General features: G+C 62.1%; 18 protein-coding genes and 1 riboswitch. Of the genes, 8 read left to right on the top strand and 10 right to left on the bottom strand.

Annotation, left to right across the window (positions count from 1 at the left end):
* Nucleotides 1-169: 169 nt before the first annotated feature.
* Entirely contained in the window at nucleotides 170-2158 is a 1989-nt protein-coding gene (locus LC298_RS06360; RefSeq protein ID WP_131568020.1) for a tetratricopeptide repeat protein, read from the top strand.
* Nucleotides 2159-2163: 5 nt separating this feature from the next.
* Here the strand turns inward: LC298_RS06360 and LC298_RS06355 are convergent, their stop codons facing one another.
* From LC298_RS06355 to LC298_RS06345, 3 genes are all read right to left on the bottom strand, one after another.
* Entirely contained in the window at nucleotides 2164-3006 is an 843-nt protein-coding gene (locus tag LC298_RS06355; RefSeq protein WP_131568022.1) for a 3-oxoadipate:acetyl-CoA acetyltransferase, read from the bottom strand.
* 127 nt (nucleotides 3007-3133) lie between these two features.
* Entirely contained in the window at nucleotides 3134-3640 is a 507-nt protein-coding gene (locus LC298_RS06350; protein ID WP_131568024.1) for an Hsp20/alpha crystallin family protein, read from the bottom strand.
* 61 nt (nucleotides 3641-3701) lie between these two features.
* The gene (locus LC298_RS06345) at nucleotides 3702-4172 is read right to left on the bottom strand and encodes an Hsp20 family protein (RefSeq protein WP_131568026.1); all 471 of its coding nucleotides are present in this window, start codon (nucleotides 4170-4172) and stop codon (nucleotides 3702-3704) included.
* 223 nt (nucleotides 4173-4395) lie between these two features.
* Between LC298_RS06345 and LC298_RS06340 the strand changes: the two genes are divergently transcribed.
* Nucleotides 4396-4608, top strand: coding sequence for a hypothetical protein (locus tag LC298_RS06340; RefSeq protein ID WP_131568028.1), 213 nt, complete (start codon nucleotides 4396-4398; stop codon nucleotides 4606-4608).
* A gap of 53 nt (nucleotides 4609-4661) precedes the next feature.
* Here the strand turns inward: LC298_RS06340 and gcvP are convergent, their stop codons facing one another.
* From gcvP to gcvT, 3 genes are read right to left on the bottom strand one after another with little or no spacing between them, the layout of a single operon-like run.
* Entirely contained in the window at nucleotides 4662-7454 is a 2793-nt protein-coding gene (gcvP, locus tag LC298_RS06335) for an aminomethyl-transferring glycine dehydrogenase (protein ID WP_131568030.1), read from the bottom strand.
* A gap of 5 nt (nucleotides 7455-7459) precedes the next feature.
* Nucleotides 7460-7834, bottom strand: coding sequence for a glycine cleavage system protein GcvH (gcvH, locus tag LC298_RS06330; RefSeq protein ID WP_131568032.1), 375 nt, complete (start codon nucleotides 7832-7834; stop codon nucleotides 7460-7462).
* A gap of 5 nt (nucleotides 7835-7839) precedes the next feature.
* A complete protein-coding gene (gcvT, locus tag LC298_RS06325) occupies nucleotides 7840-8940 on the bottom strand; it encodes a glycine cleavage system aminomethyltransferase GcvT (protein ID WP_131568034.1) in 1101 nt (366 codons plus the stop codon).
* Between the two features lie 154 nt (nucleotides 8941-9094).
* Nucleotides 9095-9178: riboswitch (glycine riboswitch) on the bottom strand.
* Nucleotides 9179-9732: 554 nt separating this feature from the next.
* Between gcvT and LC298_RS06320 the strand changes: the two genes are divergently transcribed.
* The gene (locus tag LC298_RS06320) at nucleotides 9733-10872 is read left to right on the top strand and encodes a porin (protein WP_131568036.1); all 1140 of its coding nucleotides are present in this window, start codon (nucleotides 9733-9735) and stop codon (nucleotides 10870-10872) included.
* Nucleotides 10873-10971: 99 nt separating this feature from the next.
* On the opposite strand, the gene LC298_RS06315 is transcribed toward LC298_RS06320, so the two are convergent.
* A complete protein-coding gene (locus tag LC298_RS06315; protein ID WP_131568038.1) occupies nucleotides 10972-11850 on the bottom strand; it encodes an alpha/beta fold hydrolase in 879 nt (292 codons plus the stop codon).
* 216 nt (nucleotides 11851-12066) lie between these two features.
* Nucleotides 12067-14169 carry a lytic transglycosylase domain-containing protein gene (locus tag LC298_RS06310; RefSeq protein WP_158284752.1) on the bottom strand — a complete coding sequence of 701 codons (2103 nt, stop codon included), beginning with the start codon at nucleotides 14167-14169 and terminating at the stop codon, nucleotides 12067-12069.
* Nucleotides 14170-14365: 196 nt separating this feature from the next.
* On the opposite strand from LC298_RS06310, the gene dapA reads away from it, so the two are divergent.
* Both dapA and smpB read left to right on the top strand, forming a co-directional pair.
* Nucleotides 14366-15262: a 4-hydroxy-tetrahydrodipicolinate synthase gene (gene dapA, locus LC298_RS06305; protein WP_131568042.1), complete on the top strand. Its 897-nt coding sequence runs from the start codon at nucleotides 14366-14368 to the stop codon at nucleotides 15260-15262.
* Nucleotides 15263-15287: 25 nt separating this feature from the next.
* A complete protein-coding gene (smpB, locus tag LC298_RS06300) occupies nucleotides 15288-15767 on the top strand; it encodes an SsrA-binding protein SmpB (protein WP_131568044.1) in 480 nt (159 codons plus the stop codon).
* A gap of 65 nt (nucleotides 15768-15832) precedes the next feature.
* On the opposite strand, the gene LC298_RS06295 is transcribed toward smpB, so the two are convergent.
* Both LC298_RS06295 and LC298_RS06290 read right to left on the bottom strand, forming a co-directional pair.
* Entirely contained in the window at nucleotides 15833-16519 is a 687-nt protein-coding gene (locus LC298_RS06295; RefSeq protein WP_428977542.1) for a uracil-DNA glycosylase, read from the bottom strand.
* Nucleotides 16520-16573: 54 nt separating this feature from the next.
* Nucleotides 16574-17158 (bottom strand): LabA-like NYN domain-containing protein, encoded by a 585-nt coding sequence (locus LC298_RS06290; RefSeq protein WP_131568803.1) that lies wholly within the window; start codon nucleotides 17156-17158, stop codon nucleotides 16574-16576.
* A 253-nt stretch (nucleotides 17159-17411) separates the two neighbouring features.
* Between LC298_RS06290 and rpoZ the strand changes: the two genes are divergently transcribed.
* The 3 genes from rpoZ to pyrE all read left to right on the top strand — a co-directional run bounded on the left by rpoZ (nucleotide 17412) and on the right by pyrE (nucleotide 20735).
* Nucleotides 17412-17783 (top strand): DNA-directed RNA polymerase subunit omega, encoded by a 372-nt coding sequence (rpoZ, locus tag LC298_RS06285; RefSeq protein WP_131568046.1) that lies wholly within the window; start codon nucleotides 17412-17414, stop codon nucleotides 17781-17783.
* Nucleotides 17784-17886: 103 nt separating this feature from the next.
* The gene (locus LC298_RS06280) at nucleotides 17887-20133 is read left to right on the top strand and encodes a RelA/SpoT family protein (RefSeq protein WP_131568048.1); all 2247 of its coding nucleotides are present in this window, start codon (nucleotides 17887-17889) and stop codon (nucleotides 20131-20133) included.
* Nucleotides 20134-20156: 23 nt separating this feature from the next.
* Nucleotides 20157-20735 (top strand): orotate phosphoribosyltransferase, encoded by a 579-nt coding sequence (pyrE, locus tag LC298_RS06275; RefSeq protein ID WP_131568050.1) that lies wholly within the window; start codon nucleotides 20157-20159, stop codon nucleotides 20733-20735.
* The last annotated feature ends 32 nt before the right edge of the window (nucleotides 20736-20767 follow it).

The raw sequence follows: 20767 nt of genomic DNA, 5'->3' as shown, positions 1-20767 counted from the left end.
GATATCGAGGGTGGCCCGGGCGGTCATGGCGGTCTCCTTTGCTGAATTCGTACTGGTGACCATCGCCGACGCCCGTTCCTTGACCGTCATGCAGACCGTTTGGCGGTTTGCCGAAAAGCCGCTCCCGGCGTTATAAATTCATTAAATACGCTCTTTGACGGGGTAACCGGTGGAACGTGTGAACTTTCGCGACGAGCCGTCCCTCCGGGTCTTCGGTGATCTGTCGCTGAATGAATCCGCGCGCAAGGCGCTTCGATTTCCCACCCGCAAAGCGGCATTGCTTCTTGCTTACCTGGCATCAGCGCCGGACGCCCGTTGCCGCCGCGACAAGCTCTGCCGGGTATTCTGGCCCGACCGTGCCGAACCGCAGGCGCGCAACAGCCTGCGTCAGACCTTGAGCGCGCTACGCAAACTCACCCCCGAGCCGTCGCACGCCTTTGTTGGCGCTGACACGGAGCATGTCTGGATCGTCGACCCGGCGGCAACAGTCGATTGCATTCGCTTCGAGACGCTCGCGAAGTCAGGCAACATGGACGCGCTCGTGGATACCGCGAAATTGTACGTTGGCCGCTTTCTCGACAGCACGCCGGTTCCGGAAGATCTGGAAGGGTGGCGCCGCGACAATGCTGCGCGCTTCGTCTCGCTGGCGGGCGAGATCGTTGAGAAACTCTCGCGATCCGGTGGAGACGAAGACGTCGTTGCGAACTGCCGCCGGCTTGCGACGACGCTGCTCGAGGACGACGAGGCCGATGAACGCGCGCATCGCGCGCTGATCCGGCTTCACCTCGCCGGATCGCGGCCCAACGAGGCGCGCCGTCAATATGACGCGTGCAGAGCCGCGACGCGGGCCGCATTCGGCGCTGAGCCCGAACCGGCGACAGCGGCGCTTTTGTCGGAACCGGTTCCCACCGTCGAAAAGGCCGCGGGGCCCCGCTCGCCGGCCTCCTCGCCCGACGCGGCAAGGCCGTCGCTCGTGATCCTGCCATTCGACGATCTTGCGCCGGAAGGGGAGAACGACTTCTTTGCGGACGGGGTGGTCGAGGAGATCACCGCCGCATTGTCGCGGGCAGGGGACTTTTTCGTCATCGCCCGACAGACTGCCATCGCGTTCAAGGACCAGTTGGTGCCTCTGGATGAGATTGGCGATCGGCTAGGCGTCCGCTATGCGGTGGAAGGCACGGTGCGGCGTGGCGGATCGCTGGTGCGACTCTACATCCATCTGGTCGATACGAGCACGTCGCGCCAGATTTGGTCGGAGCGTTTCGATGGGCGCATCGAGGACGTGTTCGAACTGCAAGACGAGATCGCCATCAAGGTCGCGGCGGCGATATCGCCCACCATCCGCTCGTCGGAAATTCTTCTGGCGAGGTCCAAACCGCCCGAAAACCGCCAGGCCTATGACTGCGTGCTGGCCGGGCTGCCGAGACTGTGGAGCCACACCAAGGCAGACAACGCGGCCGCCCGCGGCCTGTTCGAGCGGGCGCTCGAGCTTGCTCCCGATTACGGCCGGGCGATGGCGTTGCTGGCATGGTGCCACGCGCAGGACGTCGTCTACTACTGGAGCGATGACCCAGACCGGTCGCGGACGCTCTGTTCGCGCCATGTCCGCGAGGCGACACCACTGATCCAGAACGATCCGACAGCGCTCGCCGCCGTCGGCGCCGCCATAAGCCAGGCGGAAGGCGATCAGGAGCGCGCGCGGGTCTTCCTGGCGCGGGCGCTGGCGATCGACCCGAACAATGCCTGGGCCTGGGCTCGGAGCGGCTGGGCGCACTTCTTCTCAGGTCGTTACGAGGAGGCCGGCGAGGCTTTCAGCCGCGCCAAGGCGTTGAGCCCGCTCGATCCGCTCGGCTTCAATCTGGAATTCGGCCTGGCGGGCGTGTTCTTCGCTCACGGGAACTACCGCGAGGCGGCCGCGCTCTCTCGCGCGACCATCGATGCGCATCCGGGCATCACCTGGGCATACCGCCAATACGCGACCTATGCGGCGCTGGCGGGTGAGATCGACGAGGCGAGGGAGGCGATGCGAATCTACCGCGAGGCCTATCCGGAAGTGACGATCGCCACCAATCTGAAGAACCATCCCCAGCGCAACAACCCGCACTATATGGAGTTATTCCTGAAGGGGCTGCGCCTTTCGGGCTTGCCGGAAGAATAGCCGCGTCACGCCACGCCTTCGGCTTCCCGCAGCCCGATGATGTCGCGCGTCTGCCGCCACGTCGCGACAGGCCGTTCGTATTTTTCGCACAGTTCCGCTGCTCGGCGTACAAGCGCTGCGTTCGACGGGGCGAGCAAGTCGCGGTCGAGGCGCACATTGTCCTCCAGCCCCGTCCGCACATGGCCGCCCTTCTCGATGCACCATTCGTTGAGCTCGATCTGGTGGCGTCCGACACCCGCGCCGCACCAGTTGGCGTCCGGCGCCAGCCGCTTCAGCGTCTCGACATAGAAATCGAAAACCGGGCGGTCGGCCGGCATGGCGTTCTTCACGCCCATCACGAACTGTACATAGAGCGGCGTGGGAAGCTGCCCGTTCTTCGCCATCGCCACAGCCTGGAAAATGTGGCTGAGATCGAACGCTTCAATCTCCGGCACGACCCCGTATTTCTGCATCTCGGACGCCAGCCAATCGACGAGATCGGGCGGGTTCTCATAGACGCGCGTCGGAAAATTGTTCGACCCGACCGTCAGTGACGCCATGTCGGGCTTAAGCGGTAGCATGCCACCGCGGGCCGCGCCCGCACCGGAGCGCCCGCCCGTCGAGAACTGGATGATCATGCCGGGACAGTGCTTCCTTAGCCCATCGGCCAGTTTCGCGAACTTGTCAGGATCGGACGTCGGCGTCTCGTCGTCGTTGCGCACGTGACAATGGGCAATGGAAGCGCCCGCCTCGAAAGCCTGGTGCGTCGATTCGATCTGCTCGGAGATCGTCACAGGAACCGCAGGATTATCGGATTTGCGGGCCACGGACCCGGTAATGGCGACGCAGATAATGCAGGGCTCGGTCATGTTGTGCTTCTCGGCAATCCAAAGGGCCTACATAAACCAGCCTTAGGCAAGGCGCACAAGCCGCGTCGCCGCCCGAGGGACTTACCCGGCGGCGCCCCGAAGGACCGCCGCCGGATGCGACGTCTCCTTATCCGTTGATCGTTATCCGTTTGACCTTCGATTGCGCGCTGGCGCTCTTGGGCAGAACCACGGTGAGGACGCCGTTCTTGAACCGCGCGTCGACCTTATCGGGCTGCACGTCGTAGCCGAGGGGGATTCGGCGCTCGAAACGGCCATAGAAGCATTCGGAGAACTGTTTTTCCTCGTCCTTGATTTCCGACTGCTTCTCGCCCTTAAGGGTCAGCACATCATCATCGAGCAGGACATCGATGTCCTTCTCCTCCAGCCCGGGAATCTCGGCCGTAACCCTGATCTCTTTCTCAGTGTCGGAAATCTCGACATTCGGCCAGTTGCCGTTGAGAACGGAGTAGCTTCCGAACGCCGGCAAGCGGGCGTCGAACGAACGGAAGGCGTCGTCGAACAGGCGGTTCATCTCCCGATGAAGCGAGAAAAACGGATTTTGATCATTGTCGCGATAGAGGGCCGGCGTTTGCTTGTCATTGCGGCCCCAGGGAATCAGATCACGTACGCTCATGTATTTCTCCTTTCGTTTTCGAGTGGACTGCCGCGGCGAGGCGCTGCGAGAGTCCATGGCGTCAGGCAGCCTGTTTTCTGGATTTGGCCTTGTTGGCGTTCGCCTTGAGCGAAGCAGGGCTGGACGAGATTGCGATGTGACGGGGCTTCATTTCCTCGGGCAACTCGCGTTTCAGGGAAATAGTGAGCAAGCCGTTCGCCAACTCCGCTTCGCCTGCTGTCACGTGGTCCGCGAGATCAAACCGCTTCCTGAACGGCCGGTCCTCCATGCCGCGGTGCAGGTATTCCCTGTCCTCGTGCAGCTTCTCGCCTGTCACCGTCAGCCTGTTAGGCTCGTGGACGATCGTCAGGGCGTCCGATGAATAGCCGGGCACGGCCAGGGTGATGGCGTACTCGTCTTCTGCGGTCTTCACGATGTCGCAGGGCGGCCATTCGTCGACGGGCTCGCGGCTGGCATTTTCCAGCGTGTCGATAAAGCGGTCGAAGCCGACGCTCGACCTGAAAAGGGGAGAAATATCAACGGTTTTTCTCATAGCCACATCCTCCTTTTGAGCAACATGGGTACAAGTGATGCGAGGCGGTGATGGCCTCGTAGCTTTGGACCGGCCCCGAGTCGGCGACCGGCACAAATGATTTGGTAACGGCTCTTCCTGGTTCAAGAGGAGAAATCGAAATTTCCCGCCTTCACATGGGGCGAAGACATTCCCAGATTGGAAGAAGACGGGAGTGCCTGAACCTCGCAAATGGAGGTCAATCATGAAGAGCGCTGAAATCACCACGATACTTGGGCCTGTTGACGAGGCTCTCGCGACCGCAATCGTCCAGACAGGGGCGACTCCCGGCGAGTTGGCCTCGGCTTGGGCATGGATCAACAACGACGAAGCCCTGATCAATGACGGTCGTGAACTACCGAGCGGGCGGATCGCCCAATTGATAGACCTTCTCTCGCCCGAGCAGGATGACGGCTGACGCGCAAGGGCTTGGACGCGGCGTTCTCGACGAACGCCGCGTCCGCCGCTTGTTTACCCCGTGGCGTAATGCTCCATCGGCGGGCAGGTGCACACCAGATTGCGGTCGCCATGCACATTGTCGATGCGCGACACCGGCGGCCAGTATTTCGAGGCCGGCGAGTCGCCCGTTGGCATACCCGCCTCGGCGCGCGAATAGGGGTGCGTCCATTCATTCGCCATCACGTCTTCCGCCGTATGCGGCGCATTGACGATCGGGTTGTCGCTGCGCTCCCATTCACCCTTGGCGATCCGGTCGGCTTCCGCGGCGATCGCGATCATCGCGTCGCAGAACCGGTCGATTTCGTCCTTAGGCTCCGATTCCGTGGGCTCCACCATCAGCGTGCCTGCCACCGGCCACGACATGGTCGGCGCATGAAAGCCGTAGTCGATCAGCCGCTTGGCGACATCCTCCACCGTGATGCTGGCGCTGTGCTTGAAGATGCGCGTGTCGATGATGCACTCATGCGCGACGCGGTTCTTGCGGCCCTTGTAAAGCACCGGGAAATACGGATCGAGCCGCACCGCCATGTAGTTGGCTGAAAGGATCGCCATTTCCGATGCGCGCTTAAGGCCCGACGCGCCCATCATCCGGATATACATCCAGGTGATCGGCAGGATCGACGCGCTGCCGTAGGCCGCCGCCGAGACCGCGTGGTCGGTCCCCTCGCTGACATGGCCCGGCAGGAAGGGCGCAAGATGCGACTTGACGCCGATCGGGCCAATGCCCGGCCCGCCGCCGCCATGCGGAATGCAGAACGTCTTGTGCAAATTCATGTGGCAGACATCGGCGCCGATATCGCCCGGCCGGGCCAAGCCGACCATCGCGTTGAGGTTCGCTCCGTCGAGATAGACCTGGCCGCCATAGTCGTGGACGATGTCGCAGATGTCCGCAACGCCTTCCTCGAACACGCCGTGGGTCGAGGGGTAGGTAATCATCAGCGCCGCCAGCTTGTCGGCATGCTGCGCCGCTTTTTCCTTGAGATCGTCGAGGTCGATGTCGCCAGTCTCAGTGCATTTGACGACGACGACGTCGAGGCCGGCCACATGGGCGCTCGCCGGGTTGGTGCCGTGCGCAGATGACGGAATCAAACAGATCGTCCGGCCTGAATCGCCGCGGTCTTCGTGATAGCGGCGTATCGCCAGCAGGCCGGCATATTCGCCTTGGCTGCCGGCATTCGGCTGCAGCGAGACGGCGTCGAAACCGGTGATCTCGGCAAGCCAGGTTTCAAGCTGTTCGAACATGGTGTGATAGCCCGCGGCATGGGCTTTCGGCGCGAACGGGTGCAGGTTTGCGACCGTATTCCAACTGACGGGCATCATCTCGGCGGCCGCGTTCAGCTTCATCGTGCACGAGCCGAGCGGGATCATCGCCCGGTCGAGCGCCAGATCCTTGTCGGCGAGCCGCCTCAGGAAGCGCATCATCTCGGTTTCCGAACGGTTCCGGCGGAAGATTTCCTGCGTCATGAAACGCTCGGGATCCCGACGCGCGGGCAGGCGGCCCTCGGCGGTGGTGGGTGCGGTCCTGCCGAAGAGCGCGCACAGCGCGTTCAGGTCCGCCTCGCTTGATGTCTCGTCAAAGGCAATCGACACATGGTCCGCATCGAGGATTCTGATCAGCCGTCCGCCTTTTTCGGCCTTATCGGCAATGGCTGCCGCGTCGCCCGGCACCTTCACGGTGACCGTGTCGAAGAAGCGCGAATTCAGGTTCGCGTCGCCCAGTGCGTCGGCGAATCGGGCTGCCAATCCCTGCACGCGTTCGGCGATCGCCTGCAGGCCGGGCGCCCCATGCCAGATCGCATAAGCTGCCGCCATGTTGGCGAGCAGCGCCTGCGCGGTGCAGATGTTCGAGGTCGCCTTGTCGCGGCGGATGTGCTGCTCGCGCGTCTGCAGGGCGAGCCGGTAGCCCGGCCGGCCTTTCGAATCGACGGATTCTCCGACGAGGCGGCCCGGCAGGAGACGTGTCAGTTCGTCCGACAAGGCCATGTAGCCGGCATGCGGCCCGCCATAACCGAGCGGCACGCCGAAGCGCTGCATCGAACCGACCGCGATATCGGCACCCCATGTCGCGGGCGCCTCCGCCAGCGTGAGAGCCAGCGGGTCCGCCACGGCGACGATCAGCGCGCCGGCCTCCCTGGCCCTGGAGATCACTTCGCTGTGCTCGCCGTATATGCCCCGCGTATCGGGCCACGAGACAATCAGCGCGGCCGTGGCGTCGCCTACCGTATCGGCGATCGCAAGGCCGAGCGCCTCGCATCGGGTGTTGACCACATCGAGCGTTTGCGGATGGGGATCGCCTGCGAACACGATCTCCGTGCGTTTGTTGCGATGATGGCGGAGCGCGATGCCAACCGCCTCGGCGACGGCGGTTGCCTCGTCGAGGAGGGACGCGGAGGCGACCGGCAGGCCGGTCAGCTCCGCCACCAGCGTCTGGAAGTGGAACAGCATCTCCAGACGGCCCTGGCTGATCTCGGCCTGATAGGGCGTATAGGCCGTGTACCAGGCCGGATTCTCGAACATGTTGCGCTGGATAACCGGCGGGACGTAACAGCCGTGATAGCCTTGTCCGATGAAGCTCTTCATGACCGTGTTACGCGACATCATCGTCTGAAGTTCGTCGAGCGCCGCCTGTTCGCTAGCCGGCTTGGGCAGGGCGAGGGGATTCTTGATCCGGATATTGCCCGGCACGGTCTCGGAAATCAGCGTCTCGACCGAGGGGATGCCGATCGTCGTCAGCATCGCCCGGACATTGTCCCGCGACAGCCCGATATGGCGTCGATCGAAGGGGTATGACTGTGTAACCGTCATCATCGTTACCCTTGGTCGACCGTTGTCTGGTAGGCCGATTTGTCCATCAGCCCTTCGAGCTGGCTTTCGTCCGACAGCGCCATCGTCCAGAGCCAGCCGTCCTTCTCGGCGGAGGAATTGACGAGTCCTGGTTCCGACGAGAGAGCGTCGTTGACGGACTTTATGTCTCCGTCCGCGGGGGCGTAGACGTCGGATGCAACCTTGACCGATTCGACCACGACGATCGCATCGCCCTTCGAGACTGTGGCGCCGGGCTCGGGGAGTTCAACAAAGACGAGGTCGCCAAGCTGCTCCTGCGCATATTCGGTGATGCCGACGGTTGCGACGCCGTTCTCGACGCGAATCCATTCGTGATCTTCGGTATAGTAGGTCTTGCTCACGGCGCTCATCCTTTGCTGCGCTTTGTAATGAAGGGAAGTTTGACGATTTTCATCGCTACCGGCTTGCCGCGGACATCGGCCTGGACGGCAGTTCCCGGCTCGGCGAGATCGGGTGGCACGTAGCCCATGGCGACGGGATGTCCGACGGAAGGCCCGAACCCGCCGGAGGTGACGCGTCCGATCGCTTTCCCGTTCGGGTCGGTCAGTGTCGCGCCGTCACGCACCGGCTGGCGGCCTTCCGGCTGCAGGCCCACGCGCTTCTTCCGCGGGCCCGCCGAGATGATTTCGGCCAGTTTTTCCGCGCCGGCATACCCCCCCCCGCCGCGAAGTGGCTTGGGAATCGCCCACACAAGACCCGCGCTTGCCGGATCGGTCTGCTCGTCGAGATCATTGCCATAGAGACAAAGCCCGGCTTCGAGGCGCAGGCTGTCGCGCGCCGCGAGACCAATCCATTCGACGCGTTCGTCTGCGAGCAGCTTCCCGGCAAGCGTTTCCGCATCGGAGGCGGGCAGGGCGATCTCGAAACCGTCCTCGCCCGTGTACCCGGAGCGAGTCAGGAACCATCCGTCGCCGGTCTCGAGACCATGCATGAATGTCAGTCCATGGGTTTCAATTCCCGAGTCCTTCATCACCTCGGCGGCCTGTGGCCCCTGCAGGGCGAGAAAAACCCGGTCGAGCGGTTCGATTTGCACATTCAGACCGGATGCGAGACAGCGAAGCTGCGCTTCGTCGATCGCCGCGCGCGACGCATTGGCGACCACCATGAAACGGTCCGCGGCAAGGCGGGTGACGATCAGGTCGTCGATGATTCCGGCATCTTCATTGAGAAGGAAGGTGTATTTGCTCGCGCCGATAGCCTGGCTCTCAGCTTCGAGGGGGCTGGCGCGCGCCACGAGCGTGGCCGCGTCCGGACCCGAGATGCGGATCAGCCGCATATGCGAGATGTCGAAGAGCCCGGCCTGTTCGCGCGTGTGCAGATGTTCCTTCATCACGCCGAGCGAATAGGAGACGGGCATGGACCAGCCGGCGAATGGCGCGAATCGCGCCCCGGCTTCTTCATGCATGTGGCGGAGGGGCAATTCCCGGAGTGGCCCTGTATCGCTCATAGACTTCCTTTCAACAGACAAGCACGTTCCGCCATCCGCGATGGCAGGAGGTGCCCCTCTGTCTGAAGCCTGAGAGACTCGCGATTCCGGAATCCTGGCGGAAACGCTTACACCTTCGGCGCGGAGCTTTCGCTCCGACTTTCCAGAGTGCCTTCACCCGGCAGCGGTTCCTTTTGCCTGAGAGATTTCGGGCGATTTCCCCTTCGGCGGCCTTTCGGCTCTCTCCCGCTGCAAGGCCGGGACGAGTCCCGGAAGCACGCTCTATGTATGGCGAGATCGTTCTGATGTCACGCCGGATATCGCGAACGATACCCTGGGTGCATCCGAATCATGTGCAAATCGGAGGGCAGCCGCCTGGGGAATCGGATCCGATTCGTCTCGCCGACCTGTGCGCAGGAACAGCTTCGGGAGACCGATTGAGGCTGATTTTGAACCAGCGAAACGCCAAAACGGGCACTCTGAGTCGCCGTCTGATGCGGCGTGCAACCGTGCAGGGAGTCGGGCGATTCACCTTGAGTCCCAAGCGTTCTCGCCGTTTCGGCTTAACCCCTTGTTAAGAAAGTGAGGTCCGCGCCACGCAAATCGTGTCATTTTCGCAACAGGCACCCCGGAAGGCGACGAGAGGCGGGTGTATGCATGCTGATCGTGGTTGCGCCCCCATACCCGTTCGGTATTTATCGGGGCGAGAGATGAGCGCTGCTGTGTGAATCTTTCTCAAGGGGATGGGACAGCTCGCTGTCCTTCAGCACAAAAGCCCAGACCCATTTTTAACTTTTGACTGGAGGTCAGACCATGAAACTCAAGAGCCTTCTTCTCGGCTCCGCAGCGGCCCTCGTCGCTGTCTCCGGCGCTCGCGCAGCGGACGCCGTGATCATTCCGGAACCGGAAGTTGTCGAATACGTTCGCGTCTGCGACGCTTACGGCACCGGCTACTTCTACATCCCCGGCACCGAAACCTGCCTGCGCGTCCATGGCTATGTCCGTTACGACATGGGCTTTGGCGAGCTGAACGGCGCTGTTTCCAACTCGGGTGACGAAACTTGGCGCAAGCGCGCTCGCGCTTCCTTCCGCGTTTCGACCGCTGCTGAAACCGACTACGGCACGCTCCGCACCTATGTGGAGACCCGTTGGCAGTTCGACACCAATGGCGCTACTCCTTACGCAGTCGCCAACGGCGCCGCCCCGGGTTACACGAACGCCGGCGAATTCTCGATCAACTTCGCCTACATCGACCTGAACGGCTTCCGCGTCGGTAAGGACGAGTCCTACTTCACCACCTTCACCGGCTATGCCGGCTCCGTCATCAACGACACCACGGGTGGTGGTTACGGTCCGTTCGACACCAACCTGATCAGCTACACCTGGTCCTCTGGTGCCTTCACTGCCGGTATCTCGCTCGAAGAAGGCGTTAACAGCACGATGGTTGGTCTTGCTCCGAGCGGCTGGGGTATCGACGATTACGTACCGCATGTGGTTGTCGGTCTCGGCTACGACGCCGGTATCGTGAACCTCCGTGGTGTGTTCGGATACGACACCCGCGACGATTTCGTCGCTCCGGCTACTGTGCAGGGTGGCTGGGCTGCCAAGGTTCGCGGTGACGTCGACATCACCGACGCTATCTCGGCATTCGTCATGGTCATGTACGGTGAGAACTCCAGCGGCTACACGAGCTGGGCAACCGGTGCTGCAACCGACAAGACCTGGTCGGTCATCGGTGGCGCATCGCTCGCGCTTACCGACGCTGCAACCTTCAACACGCAGGTTCAGTGGGCTGAAGCCAACGGCGGCGTTCAGGACGTTTGGGCAGTTGCTGCCAACGTCAACTACCAGATCGCTCCGGGCTTCGACTTCCGTCCGGAAGTTCAGTGGGCTCAGTTCAACGACGGCACCGACGGTTGGGGCGGCGTGGTTCGCTTCCAGCGTTCGTACTAATCGCCTGACAATCGTCAGTTGATGAAAACCCGGCAGGCAACTGCCGGGTTTTTTCGTTTCGGATACCGGGAGAACGCGTAGGCGGCGCTTCCGTGCCGGTCAGTGGCCGGCTTTCTCGAGAAACTCCGCGATCCGCTCCGGAATGCCTGCCGTGTGCAGCATCGGCACGTGGCCCTGACCCGAGACAGTCTCCCGACGCATCCGCGGATGCTGCTCTTCCATCATCTCGGCTGTCTTCTCGGCGAGCAGCGTCGAGTTTTCGCCGCGGAGCAATAACACCGGCAGATTGCGCAGCCCCTGGAACTGCGGCCACATCGTGGGCAGGCGGTCACGCAGATCCAGCGTCGTCAGCGTCTTGACAAGTGCGGGATCATGATCCGGCTGGATGACACCATCCAATTCCCGGTACTTTGCGCGCGCCTCGAATTGCCAGTCCTCCTCGGTCAGCGCCGGAAAGGCCTTCCCCATGGTGGCCTTCTGAATGGCAACGGCGTCGTCCCAGTCACGCGGCTTCGGCACCTTCGTCAGATAAGCCCGAATCTGCGTCAATCCGTCCCCCTCAAGGACCGGTCCGACATCGTTGAGAACAACCGCCTTCATCAGACCCGGACGCAGCGCTGACAGTGTCATGGCGATCAGGCCGCCACGGGAGGTGCCGATGATCGCGGCGTGTTCGAGGCCGAGCGCGGCCATGCCGGCGATGACGTCCTCGGACTCCGTCAGGATATTGTAGTTCTTCCAGTTCTTGTCCCATTGCGAATGACCGCGGCCGCGATAGTCGAACGCCACGACCCGCCGACGGGTTTTTGCCTGTCCCGACAGATACTCGGCGAGGCGCGAAAAGTCGCGAACGTTTCTGCTGAGGCCCGGAAGGCAGACCACCGGCAGCGCGTCGAAGGCGCCGCGTCCGTAGTCGACCGCATGGAGGCGAAGCCCGTCCGGCGATGAAAAGAACACGCTCTTGCCTTCGACTGCCATGGAAACTCCGCTGCGATGGTGGGAATGTTGATCGGGGGCGAAGTGGTAACGGTCTCGCGAAGCAATTGAAAGAGGGCGGAAACCGCGCGCCTCGGCTTGGCTCCGGTTCCGGGGCAATGGACGAAACGAGGAGCTCTTCCCCTCCCTCCTGAATTCCCGGTAGCTCTGGCGGACAAGATATCCTGATATTACAGATGCGTAGAGTGGAAACTCAAACTAGGACCTTCGCCCGAAGCGAAGGTCGCCTGCGATATCCGCGGGTTCGCCGAGCCGCGCCTTGTAGACCTGCAGGTTCTCCATCACGCGCTGTACGTAACTGCGCGTCTCGGGGTACGGGATCGATTCCACCCAGTCGATCACCTCGTCGAGGGGTTTGCCCCGCGGGTCACCGAACCGCTTTATCCATTCGAGCGCCCGCGCCGGGCCGGCGTTATACCCTGCGAAAGTCAGGATATAGGAGCCGTCGAACCGGTCGAGTTGGGCGTTCAGATAGGCGGTTCCCAACGTGGCGTTATAGGCACCATCGGAATCCAGCCGGGTGCGTGAATACTCCAGGCCCGTCTGCTGCGCGACCTCGCGCGCGGTTCCTGGGAGAAGCTGCATCAGCCCCAGCGCATTGGCAGGTGAGCGCGCAGCAATGTTGAACTCGCTTTCCTGCCGCGCGATCGCGTAGGCGAGGGGGCGCTCCGCGGGGTCGATCGGCGTTGAAGCGGGAATCGCGCCGATCGGGTGGGTGAGGGCGCCGGTCCGAATTCCTCGCCATTCTGCTGATTTGGCTATGCGGAGAGCAACCTGGCGTTGGTCTTGCCGTTCCAGATGCGCAACGAGTTGGGTAATCTCCGATGTTCGCCGCAGTGACCTTCCCAGACCGACGGCGAGCTGTCTTGCAAGCGTCTGCTCTCCGACCGCCTCGAGGCGCTGCATCGCGGCAACGGGTTCTCGCTCCCTGAATTGAACCATGTCGTCCGCGGTCACGGAGGGGCGGCGCAGATCGGAAAGGTCGAGACCGAGCCGGTGCCGCGCGAGTTGGCCGTAATAGGTGGTCTGGAATGCCGCCGCGCGGGTGAAATGGCTCTCGGCCTCCGCCGATCCGGCAGCAGCGTGGGCGCGGCCGAGCCAATACGCGCCGCGCGACCTGGAAATCGCGCCGCCGGCAAGTTGGCCGATTTTCTCGAAATGGGGAATGGCCTTCGCACCGTCCTTCAACCCGCGCAAGGCATACCAGCCGGCGTGAAAGGCTGCATCGATCTGGGTTTCGGCGGAGCCGCCCCGATGCATGGCGGCGATCCGGTATGCTGTTTCGATATCGCCGCGCTCGAATGCATCGCGCGACACGATGCGCCGCTCGGTCCACCATTTGTCCGGATCGACCAACTCGGCCTCGTCGGTCGGCGATTGCAGCAACAGTTCGGCGGCATCGGAATCCCTTTCGGTCCGCCGAAGGTAAGCAATGCGCGCGAAGAGGTGGTGGGGCGTCTCCTTGAACGATTTGGAGGCTCCGTCGAGCAACTTTAGCACATCCTTCTGCCCACGGATTGCGGCGGCCCAAGGCTTCAGAAAGTCAGTCGTGCCGGCGGGTTCGGCAACGCGCTCCGCCGAGCGGATCCGGTCGCGATACATCATCGCGAGGAACCGCTCGCGGTGATCTTCCCGGGTTAGAACGTCGTCGAATTCGGAAAGCAGAAGAAGTTCGCTGCGCGCGTCCATGGGTTCGCTGCGCCACCAGGGCGATAGCGCCGCCCGCGCCTTGCCGAAATCGCCGAGCAGCTTGTGAGCCCGGGCGAGCGAGATCGCCCCGGTCAGGGTCTTTGGGGGCGAATTTTCGAAAGCCCGCGCAAGCGCCTCGGGATCGGACCGTTCGCGCGACAACGCCCGCTCGTAATTGTCCTGCAACCGGTTGCGATCCGGCCAGTCCGACAGCTCCTTCAGCGCTTCTTCAATATGCGCGGCGGAAACGCCGGATCGCCCTGATCGGGCTAACGCCCAGTCGATTATCTTGCCGTCGATGCTGTCTTTCGGCAGAGACGCGCGGGCGAAGTGAGCGCCCGTGATGTCTCCGTCCTCGAGAGCCTGCAAGGCGCTCCTCAGCGTGCGGCCCTCATCTTCGGGCGCGCCGCGCTCACCGGTATCGGTCGAGCCGGTGGTGATCCGCCCGACCGACCCGGTTGCAATGCGATCGACTGAACCGGGCGCAGGGTGATCGACCGATGCGACCGACCCGCGATCGCCGGGAATGGGCGCGTCGGCAAGCCAGCCCGCACCCGAGACGGTCAGACCTCCGGCGATCGTCAGGACCAGTATCTTGCTGCGAATGCTCATGCCCGTCGCGATACCTGCCACTCGTGGCGTCATTCGGGCAGAGTGTGGGCACACGCGATGAAGAAGGCGTAAATCGCATTATGCCCGGCGGCGTCTCCGCGCTTGCGGCGTGGGGGACCCCCGACTATGGTGCGCCGAATTTCAGACGTATCGGCGCGCCTCACGGCGCGCACATCTTACTCGGGAGTGCTTTTCCATGGTTGAACGTTCGGCGCTTCGCGGCTCTATGACCGCGCTCGTTACCCCGTTCGACATGACGGGAGCGCTCGATGAAAAGGCGTTTCGAGCCTTTGTCGACTGGCAGATCGCGGAGGGAACGAAGGGGCTGGTGCCTGTTGGCACGACCGGGGAATCACCCACGCTGACTCACGACGAGCACAAGCGCGTGATTGAAATCTGTATCGAGGCGGCGGAAGGCCGTGTACCGGTCATTGCGGGTGCGGGCTCGAACAACACGGCCGAGGCGGTGGATCTCGCCGCGCATGCCGAGAAGGCAGGGGCCGACGCCGTTCTGGTCGTGACGCCCTATTACAACAAGCCCAACCAGCGCGGACTTTACGAACACTTCGCGGCGGTTGCCCAGGCAATCGAGATCCCGCTGATCATCTACAATATTCCCGGCCGCTCCATCATAGACATGGTGCCATCCACGATGGGCCGCCTGACCGCCGACTTCCCGAATGTCTGGGGCGTCAAGGACGCGACGGGGAAGGTCGAGCGGGTCTCAGAACAGCGCATGAGTTGCGGAACGGGATACGTCCAGCTCTCGGGCGAGGATGCAAGTGCGCTGGGCTTCAATGCACATGGCGGCGTGGGCGCGATTTCGGTCACCTCCAATGTGGCGCCGAGGCTTTGCGCTGAATTCCAGGAAGCATGCCTCGCCGGGAACTTCGCCAAGGCGCTCGAATACCAGGATCGCCTGATGCCGCTTCACAAGGCGCTGTTCATGGAGGCCGGCGTCTCCGGGGCGAAATACGCTCTGGCCAAGCTCGGGCGGATCAAGAACAGGCTGCGCTCGCCGATGGTTCCGGTCGAGGATTCGACGGCCGCGGCCATCGATGGCGCGATGCGCCACGCCGGTCTCTTGAACTGAGAGGGCCCGCGCCCACCTTTCGGCTATGGCAAAAAGCACCAAGAAGGACGCGGCCCGCAAGGTGATCGCAGACAATCGCAAGGCGCGATTCAACTACGAGATCGTCGATACGACCGAGGCCGGCATTGTGCTCCAGGGCACCGAAGTGAAGGCCTTGCGCAACGGCGAGGCAAATATCGCGGAAAGCTATGTGTCGGAGGAGGGGGGCGAGATTTGGCTGATCAACTCGCACATCCCTGAATATCTTGAGGCCAACCGCTTCAACCACGAGCCGCGCCGCCGCCGCAAGCTTTTGCTGCACAAGCGCGAGATGGCCAGAATGGCGCAGGCGTCGGACCGTGAAGGCATGACGCTTGTGCCATTGCGCCTCTATTTCAACGACCGCGGCCGCGCCAAACTGGAAGTGGCGATTGCCAAGGGCAAGAAGCTTCATGACAAGCGCGAAACCGCCAAGAAGCGCGACTGGAACCGCGAAAAAGCGAGGATTCTACGCGACCGGGGCTAAGGGTCGGCAGCCATCGGGGCACGTGAGACCCCGACCGGTTCCTGCCAGGGACGCAAGCGGCACGGCTACGACGGGAATGGCCTGCAGGGGGGTCGGGCGCGAACCAGCTTGCGGACATTCCGAAAGACGTCCTCGAACATCTCCGGGGTCAGCACGCCGGTGTTGGTGTTGTAGCGAGAGCAGTGATAACTCGAAACGATGTGAACGCCGGCGATCTGGGTAGCGGCGCCGTGTTTAAACGGATGCGCCGCCACCCGTTCCTGAAACGCGCGAACGGTCGAATCGTGAGCAATCTTGCCGAGCGTGACGATCACCCGCAAATTATCGAACCTGTCGATGGTGGACTTCAGAAACGTACGGCAGGTGTTGACCTCGGCCGCCGTTGGCTTGTTTCCGGGCGGAACGCACCGCACCGCATTGGTGATCGCGGCGCCCGAAAGTTCGAGCCCGTCATCGGGCCACGATTGGAATGCGCCGCGCGTGAAGCCGAACTTTCCGAGCGTCGCGTATAAAAGGTCACCGGCAAAGTCGCCGGTGAACGGACGCCCGGTGCGGTTGGCACCGCGCAATCCGGGAGCGAGGCCCGCGATCAGAAGCTCGACCTCCCCGGCGCCGCCGGGCGGCAGCCATGTCGGCACCGGCGCGTTGTGCCAGCGCGGCTCGCGCGCGCGCCAGCCGGAGATAAAATCGTGCAGGCGGGGGCACAAGGCGCAATCGCGCGGCGGTTCACCCGGTATTTCCGGAATGCGCACGGTCAGGACCGTCGAAGACTGACCGCAGGATCATCCGGGTCCCGGCCGCCGGCCTCAGTAGTCGTCATCTTCTTCGTCCGCTTCGACGGCCGCGCGCGGCGCGGGACGTTCCGATGGGTCGCGGCCGATCTCTTCCTTGAGCGACTTCAGATCGATAAAATGGTCGGCCTGCCGGCGAAGGTCGTCGGCAATCATCGGCGGCTGGGTCGCGAGGGTGGAAACAACGCTAACCTTCTTGCCCCGTCGTTGCAGCGCCTCGACCAGTGACCGGAAATCGCCATCACCGGAAAAGATCACCGAATGGTCGACCTCTTCGGAAAGCTCCATGGCGTCAATCGTCAGCTCGATGTCCATGTTGCCCTTGATTTTTCGCCGGCCCATCGAGTCGGTGAACTCTTTTGCAGGCTTGGTCACCACCTTGTATCCGTTGTAATCCAGCCAGTCGATGAGGGGACGGATCGAGGAATATTCCTGATCCTCGACAAGCGCGGTGTAATAATAGGCGCGCAGCAGATATCCGCGTGAGTGGAAGGCCGTCAGAAGCTTTCGGTAATCAATGTCAAAGCCGAGAGACTTGGCCGCGGCATAAAGATTCGCACCGTCGATAAAGAGTGCAATCTTCTCGCGGGAATCAAACATCATTATGCCTCGTCGAGTAAATCCTAAAAAAGCTGCGCCCGACGCTGAGGGGCAGGTTCACTTCAAAATCAAATCGTCTTTCTTTGTGACGCCATGAAATACCGGCATATTTATGTCGCGAGGCCTTCTTTCAGCCATGATGGGGCGTATGGACGAGGTTCATCGAGTTGCGCTTCGCCTGCGAAAAGGCTATAGCGCGCTCAGACATCCGTATGGATGACCACTCCGCACAGTTTGAAGTAAAGGAACGCACATGGCACGCGTTACCGTCGAAGATTGTATCGACAAGGTAGAGAACCGTTTCGATCTGGTTCTCCTGGCCGCTCATCGGGCAAGACAGGTGTCGCAGGGCGCGCAGATCACCATTGATCGCGACAACGACAAGAACCCGGTCGTGGCGCTGCGCGAAATCGCCGATCAAACCCTTTCTCCAGGCGACCTGAAGGAAGACCTCATCCATTCGCTGCAGAAGCATGTCGAAGTGGACGAGCCGGAAGAAAATTTCGCCGATGCTGCGGAAGGGGAAGACGCCCCCGAAGCTCTCACATTCGACAGCATGTCGGAAGAAGAACTGCTTGCAGGTATCGAGGGGCTCGTCCCGCCGGAGAAATCCGACGATCTCTGACGCGAGGAACGGCCTTCATAGCCACTCGTGATGCACTTATGTTAAAACGCGCGGCCGGTCCCGTCCGCGCGTTTTTTGTTGAGATCAGAAGGCCGTTCCGTCCATGATGCGTCAGTACGAGCTTGTCGAGCGCATCCAGCGCTACAAGCCCGAGGTGAACGAAACACTGCTGAACAAGGCGTATGTCTACGCCATGCAAAAGCATGGCGGCCAGACGCGCGCGTCGGGCGACCCGTATTTCTCCCACCCGCTTGAGGTCGCGGCGATCCTGACTGAAATGCACCTCGACGAAAGCACCGTCGCCGTCGCGCTCCTTCACGACACGATCGAGGATACCAGCGCCACACGTCACGAAATCGAGGATCTGTTCGGCGAAGATATCGCCCGTCTCGTCGACGGGCTGACGAAGCTGAAAAAACTCGATCTCGTCTCGAAACGCGCTGCCCAAGCAGAAAATCTGCGCAAGCTTCTCCTGGCGATCGCCGACGATGTGCGTGTGTTGCTGGTCAAGCTGGCCGACCGGCTCCACAATATGCGCACACTCGATTTCGTTCCCCCAGAGAAGCGCGCACGGATCGCCGAGGAGACGATGGAAATCTATGCGCCGCTTGCCGGCCGCATGGGCATGCAGGACATGCGCGAAGAACTGGAGGAGTTGGCCTTCCGCCATATCAATCCGGAAGCCTACCGCACAATTACCGACCGTCTGACCGAGCTCGGCGAGTACAACCGGCAAACGTTGAGCGAGATCACCGAGACGCTCGAAGCTCTGCTTGCGGAAAACGGTGTCGAAGCAAAGGTAAACAGCCGCCAGAAGAAGCCGTGGTCGGTGTTCCGCAAGATGGAATCCAAGGCCCTGTCCTTCGAGCAACTGTCTGATGTGTTCGGATTTCGGATTCTCGTGGACAATGTCGACGCCTGCTACAGGGCGCTCGGCGTTGTCCATCGTAAATGGAACATGGTTCCGGGCCGGTTCAAGGATTACATCTCGACCCCGAAACAGAACGACTATCGCTCGATCCACACCACAATCGTCGGACCGTCCAAGCAGCGCGTGGAACTGCAAATCCGGACGCACGAAATGCACAATGTTGCCGAATACGGCGTCGCAGCTCACGCGATCTACAAGGATCTCGCGGCGGCAGGTGCCAAGGGTAACGGTCGCGAGGTGGATTTCGCCATGTCGAAGGATTCGAATGCGTATGCCTGGCTGCGGCATACCATCGAGTCCCTCGGCGAAGGAGACAATCCGGAAGAGTTTCTCGAGAACACCAAGCTCGAACTGTTTCAGGATCAGGTGTTCTGCTTCACCCCGAAGGGGCGGCTGATTGCACTTCCGCGTGGCGCGACGCCGGTCGATTTCGCCTATGCTGTGCACACGGACATCGGCAATTCCTGCGTCGGCGCGAAGATCAACGGCCGCATCATGCCCCTCGTCACCCGTCTGCAGAACGGCGACGAAGTCGATATCGTCCGGTCGAACGCGCAGACGCCGCCGGCAGCCTGGGAGCATGTTGTGGTGACGGGCAAGGCGCGCTCGGCAATCAGGCGCGCCTCACGCATGGCGGTGCGCAAGCAATATGCGGGACTCGGCCATCGCATTCTCGAGCGTGCATTCGAACGGGCCGGCAAGGAGTTCTCCCGCACCGTTCTCAAGCAGGGCGTCAAACGGCTGGGTTTCAAGGAGATCGAGGACGTGCTTGCTGCGGTTGGACGGGGCGAAATCCCGTCGGATGACGTCGTACGTGCGGTGTTCCCTGACTATCAGGAGACACGAACGACCACAATTCCGGATGGCGGAGTCGAGGGCGACGGTTGGTTCAATCTCACCAATGCAACAGGAATGATGTTCCGGATACCCGGCGAGGACGGCCATGCCGCCACCCACGAAGCCATTAAGCAGGCTGTCCCGATTCGCGGCGCGGCAAGTGAAATGGCAGTCCGGTTTTCACCGGAAGGGGCCGTGCCCGGAGACCGCATTATCGGCATTTCGACACCGGGCAAAGGAATAACGATTTATCCTATCCAGTCTCCGGCGCTGGCCGCCTATGACGACCAGCCTGAACGCTGGATCGACGTGCGCTGGGATCTCGGCGGCGCCGACCGTCGGCGATTTTCCGCGCAAGTCGTCGTCAGCGCCATCAACGCACCCGGCTCTCTCGCCGAGATCGCCAAGATCATCGGAGAGATGGACGCCAATATCCATACGCTTTCGATGGTACGAACTGCACCTGATTTTACCGAGATGATATTCGACCTCGAAGTTTGGGATCTGAAACATCTGAACGGTGTGATCGCGCGACTTCGAGATACCAGCGCCGTCAGCACGGTGGAGCGGGCGAGCGGCTGACACCGGCACAAAGAGGGAAATTGATGAAGACCGAAGAGGTTTTGGCGGTATTCGAAAGTGCGGGCGCCATAATGCACGGGCATTTCATTTTGACATCCGGCCTGCGCAGCCCGATGTTCCTGCAGAAGGCGCGTGTCTTCATGCACCCGGACAAGACGGAGACCTTGTGCAGCGCCCTGGCCGAGAAGATCAGAGCCTCCGGGCTTGACCGGATCGATTATGTCGTCGGGCCGGCAGTTGGCGGGATCATTCCTGCCTATGAAACCTCGCGGCACCTCGGGGCACCGGCCATCTGGGTCGAGCGCGAAGATGGGAAGTTCAAGCTGCGGCGCTTCGAAATCGAGGAGGGCGCGCGCGTGGTCATTATCGAGGATATCGTCACAACCGGCCTTTCGATCCGCGAAACCGTCGAGAGCCTGCGGGAGATCGGAGCGAACGTGCTGGCAGCCGGATGTCTGATCGATCGGTCGGCGGGGGCTGCCGATGTCGGCGTGCCGTTGATCGCGCTTGCGCAATATGCCGTTCCGGCATATCCAGCGGATCAACTGCCGCCGGAATTGGCCGCCATTCCGGCGGTGAAACCGGGAAGTCGGAACCTTTAGCCATTGGCGCGCCTTGATGCGCAAGTTCCGCC

This window comes from Oricola cellulosilytica (genome assembly GCF_019966575.1).
GTDB lineage: Bacteria > Pseudomonadota > Alphaproteobacteria > Rhizobiales > Rhizobiaceae > Oricola > Oricola cellulosilytica.
The sequence above is the reverse complement of the archived record's forward strand: the minus strand, read 5'-3'. Positions and strand labels throughout refer to the sequence as shown.

Excerpts from the sequence above, each read along its gene's own strand:
- rpoZ (WP_131568046.1), top strand. The coding sequence starts at position 17,412 with ATGGCACGCGTTACCGTCGAAGATTGTATCGACAAGGTAGAGAACCGT.
- LC298_RS06345 (WP_131568026.1), bottom strand. The coding sequence starts at position 4,172 with ATGAGAAAAACCGTTGATATTTCTCCCCTTTTCAGGTCGAGCGTCGGC.
- gcvP (WP_131568030.1), bottom strand. The coding sequence starts at position 7,454 with ATGACGGTTACACAGTCATACCCCTTCGATCGACGCCATATCGGGCTG.
- LC298_RS06315 (WP_131568038.1), bottom strand. The coding sequence starts at position 11,850 with ATGGCAGTCGAAGGCAAGAGCGTGTTCTTTTCATCGCCGGACGGGCTT.
- LC298_RS06350 (WP_131568024.1), bottom strand. The coding sequence starts at position 3,640 with ATGAGCGTACGTGATCTGATTCCCTGGGGCCGCAATGACAAGCAAACG.
- dapA (WP_131568042.1), top strand. The coding sequence starts at position 14,366 with ATGGTTGAACGTTCGGCGCTTCGCGGCTCTATGACCGCGCTCGTTACC.
- LC298_RS06340 (WP_131568028.1), top strand. The coding sequence starts at position 4,396 with ATGAAGAGCGCTGAAATCACCACGATACTTGGGCCTGTTGACGAGGCT.
- LC298_RS06280 (WP_131568048.1), top strand. The coding sequence starts at position 17,887 with ATGATGCGTCAGTACGAGCTTGTCGAGCGCATCCAGCGCTACAAGCCC.
- LC298_RS06290 (WP_131568803.1), bottom strand. The coding sequence starts at position 17,158 with ATGTTTGATTCCCGCGAGAAGATTGCACTCTTTATCGACGGTGCGAAT.
- pyrE (WP_131568050.1), top strand. The coding sequence starts at position 20,157 with ATGAAGACCGAAGAGGTTTTGGCGGTATTCGAAAGTGCGGGCGCCATA.
- LC298_RS06355 (WP_131568022.1), bottom strand. The coding sequence starts at position 3,006 with ATGACCGAGCCCTGCATTATCTGCGTCGCCATTACCGGGTCCGTGGCC.
- LC298_RS06320 (WP_131568036.1), top strand. The coding sequence starts at position 9,733 with ATGAAACTCAAGAGCCTTCTTCTCGGCTCCGCAGCGGCCCTCGTCGCT.
- LC298_RS06310 (WP_158284752.1), bottom strand. The coding sequence starts at position 14,169 with ATGAGCATTCGCAGCAAGATACTGGTCCTGACGATCGCCGGAGGTCTG.
- gcvT (WP_131568034.1), bottom strand. The coding sequence starts at position 8,940 with ATGAGCGATACAGGGCCACTCCGGGAATTGCCCCTCCGCCACATGCAT.
- smpB (WP_131568044.1), top strand. The coding sequence starts at position 15,288 with ATGGCAAAAAGCACCAAGAAGGACGCGGCCCGCAAGGTGATCGCAGAC.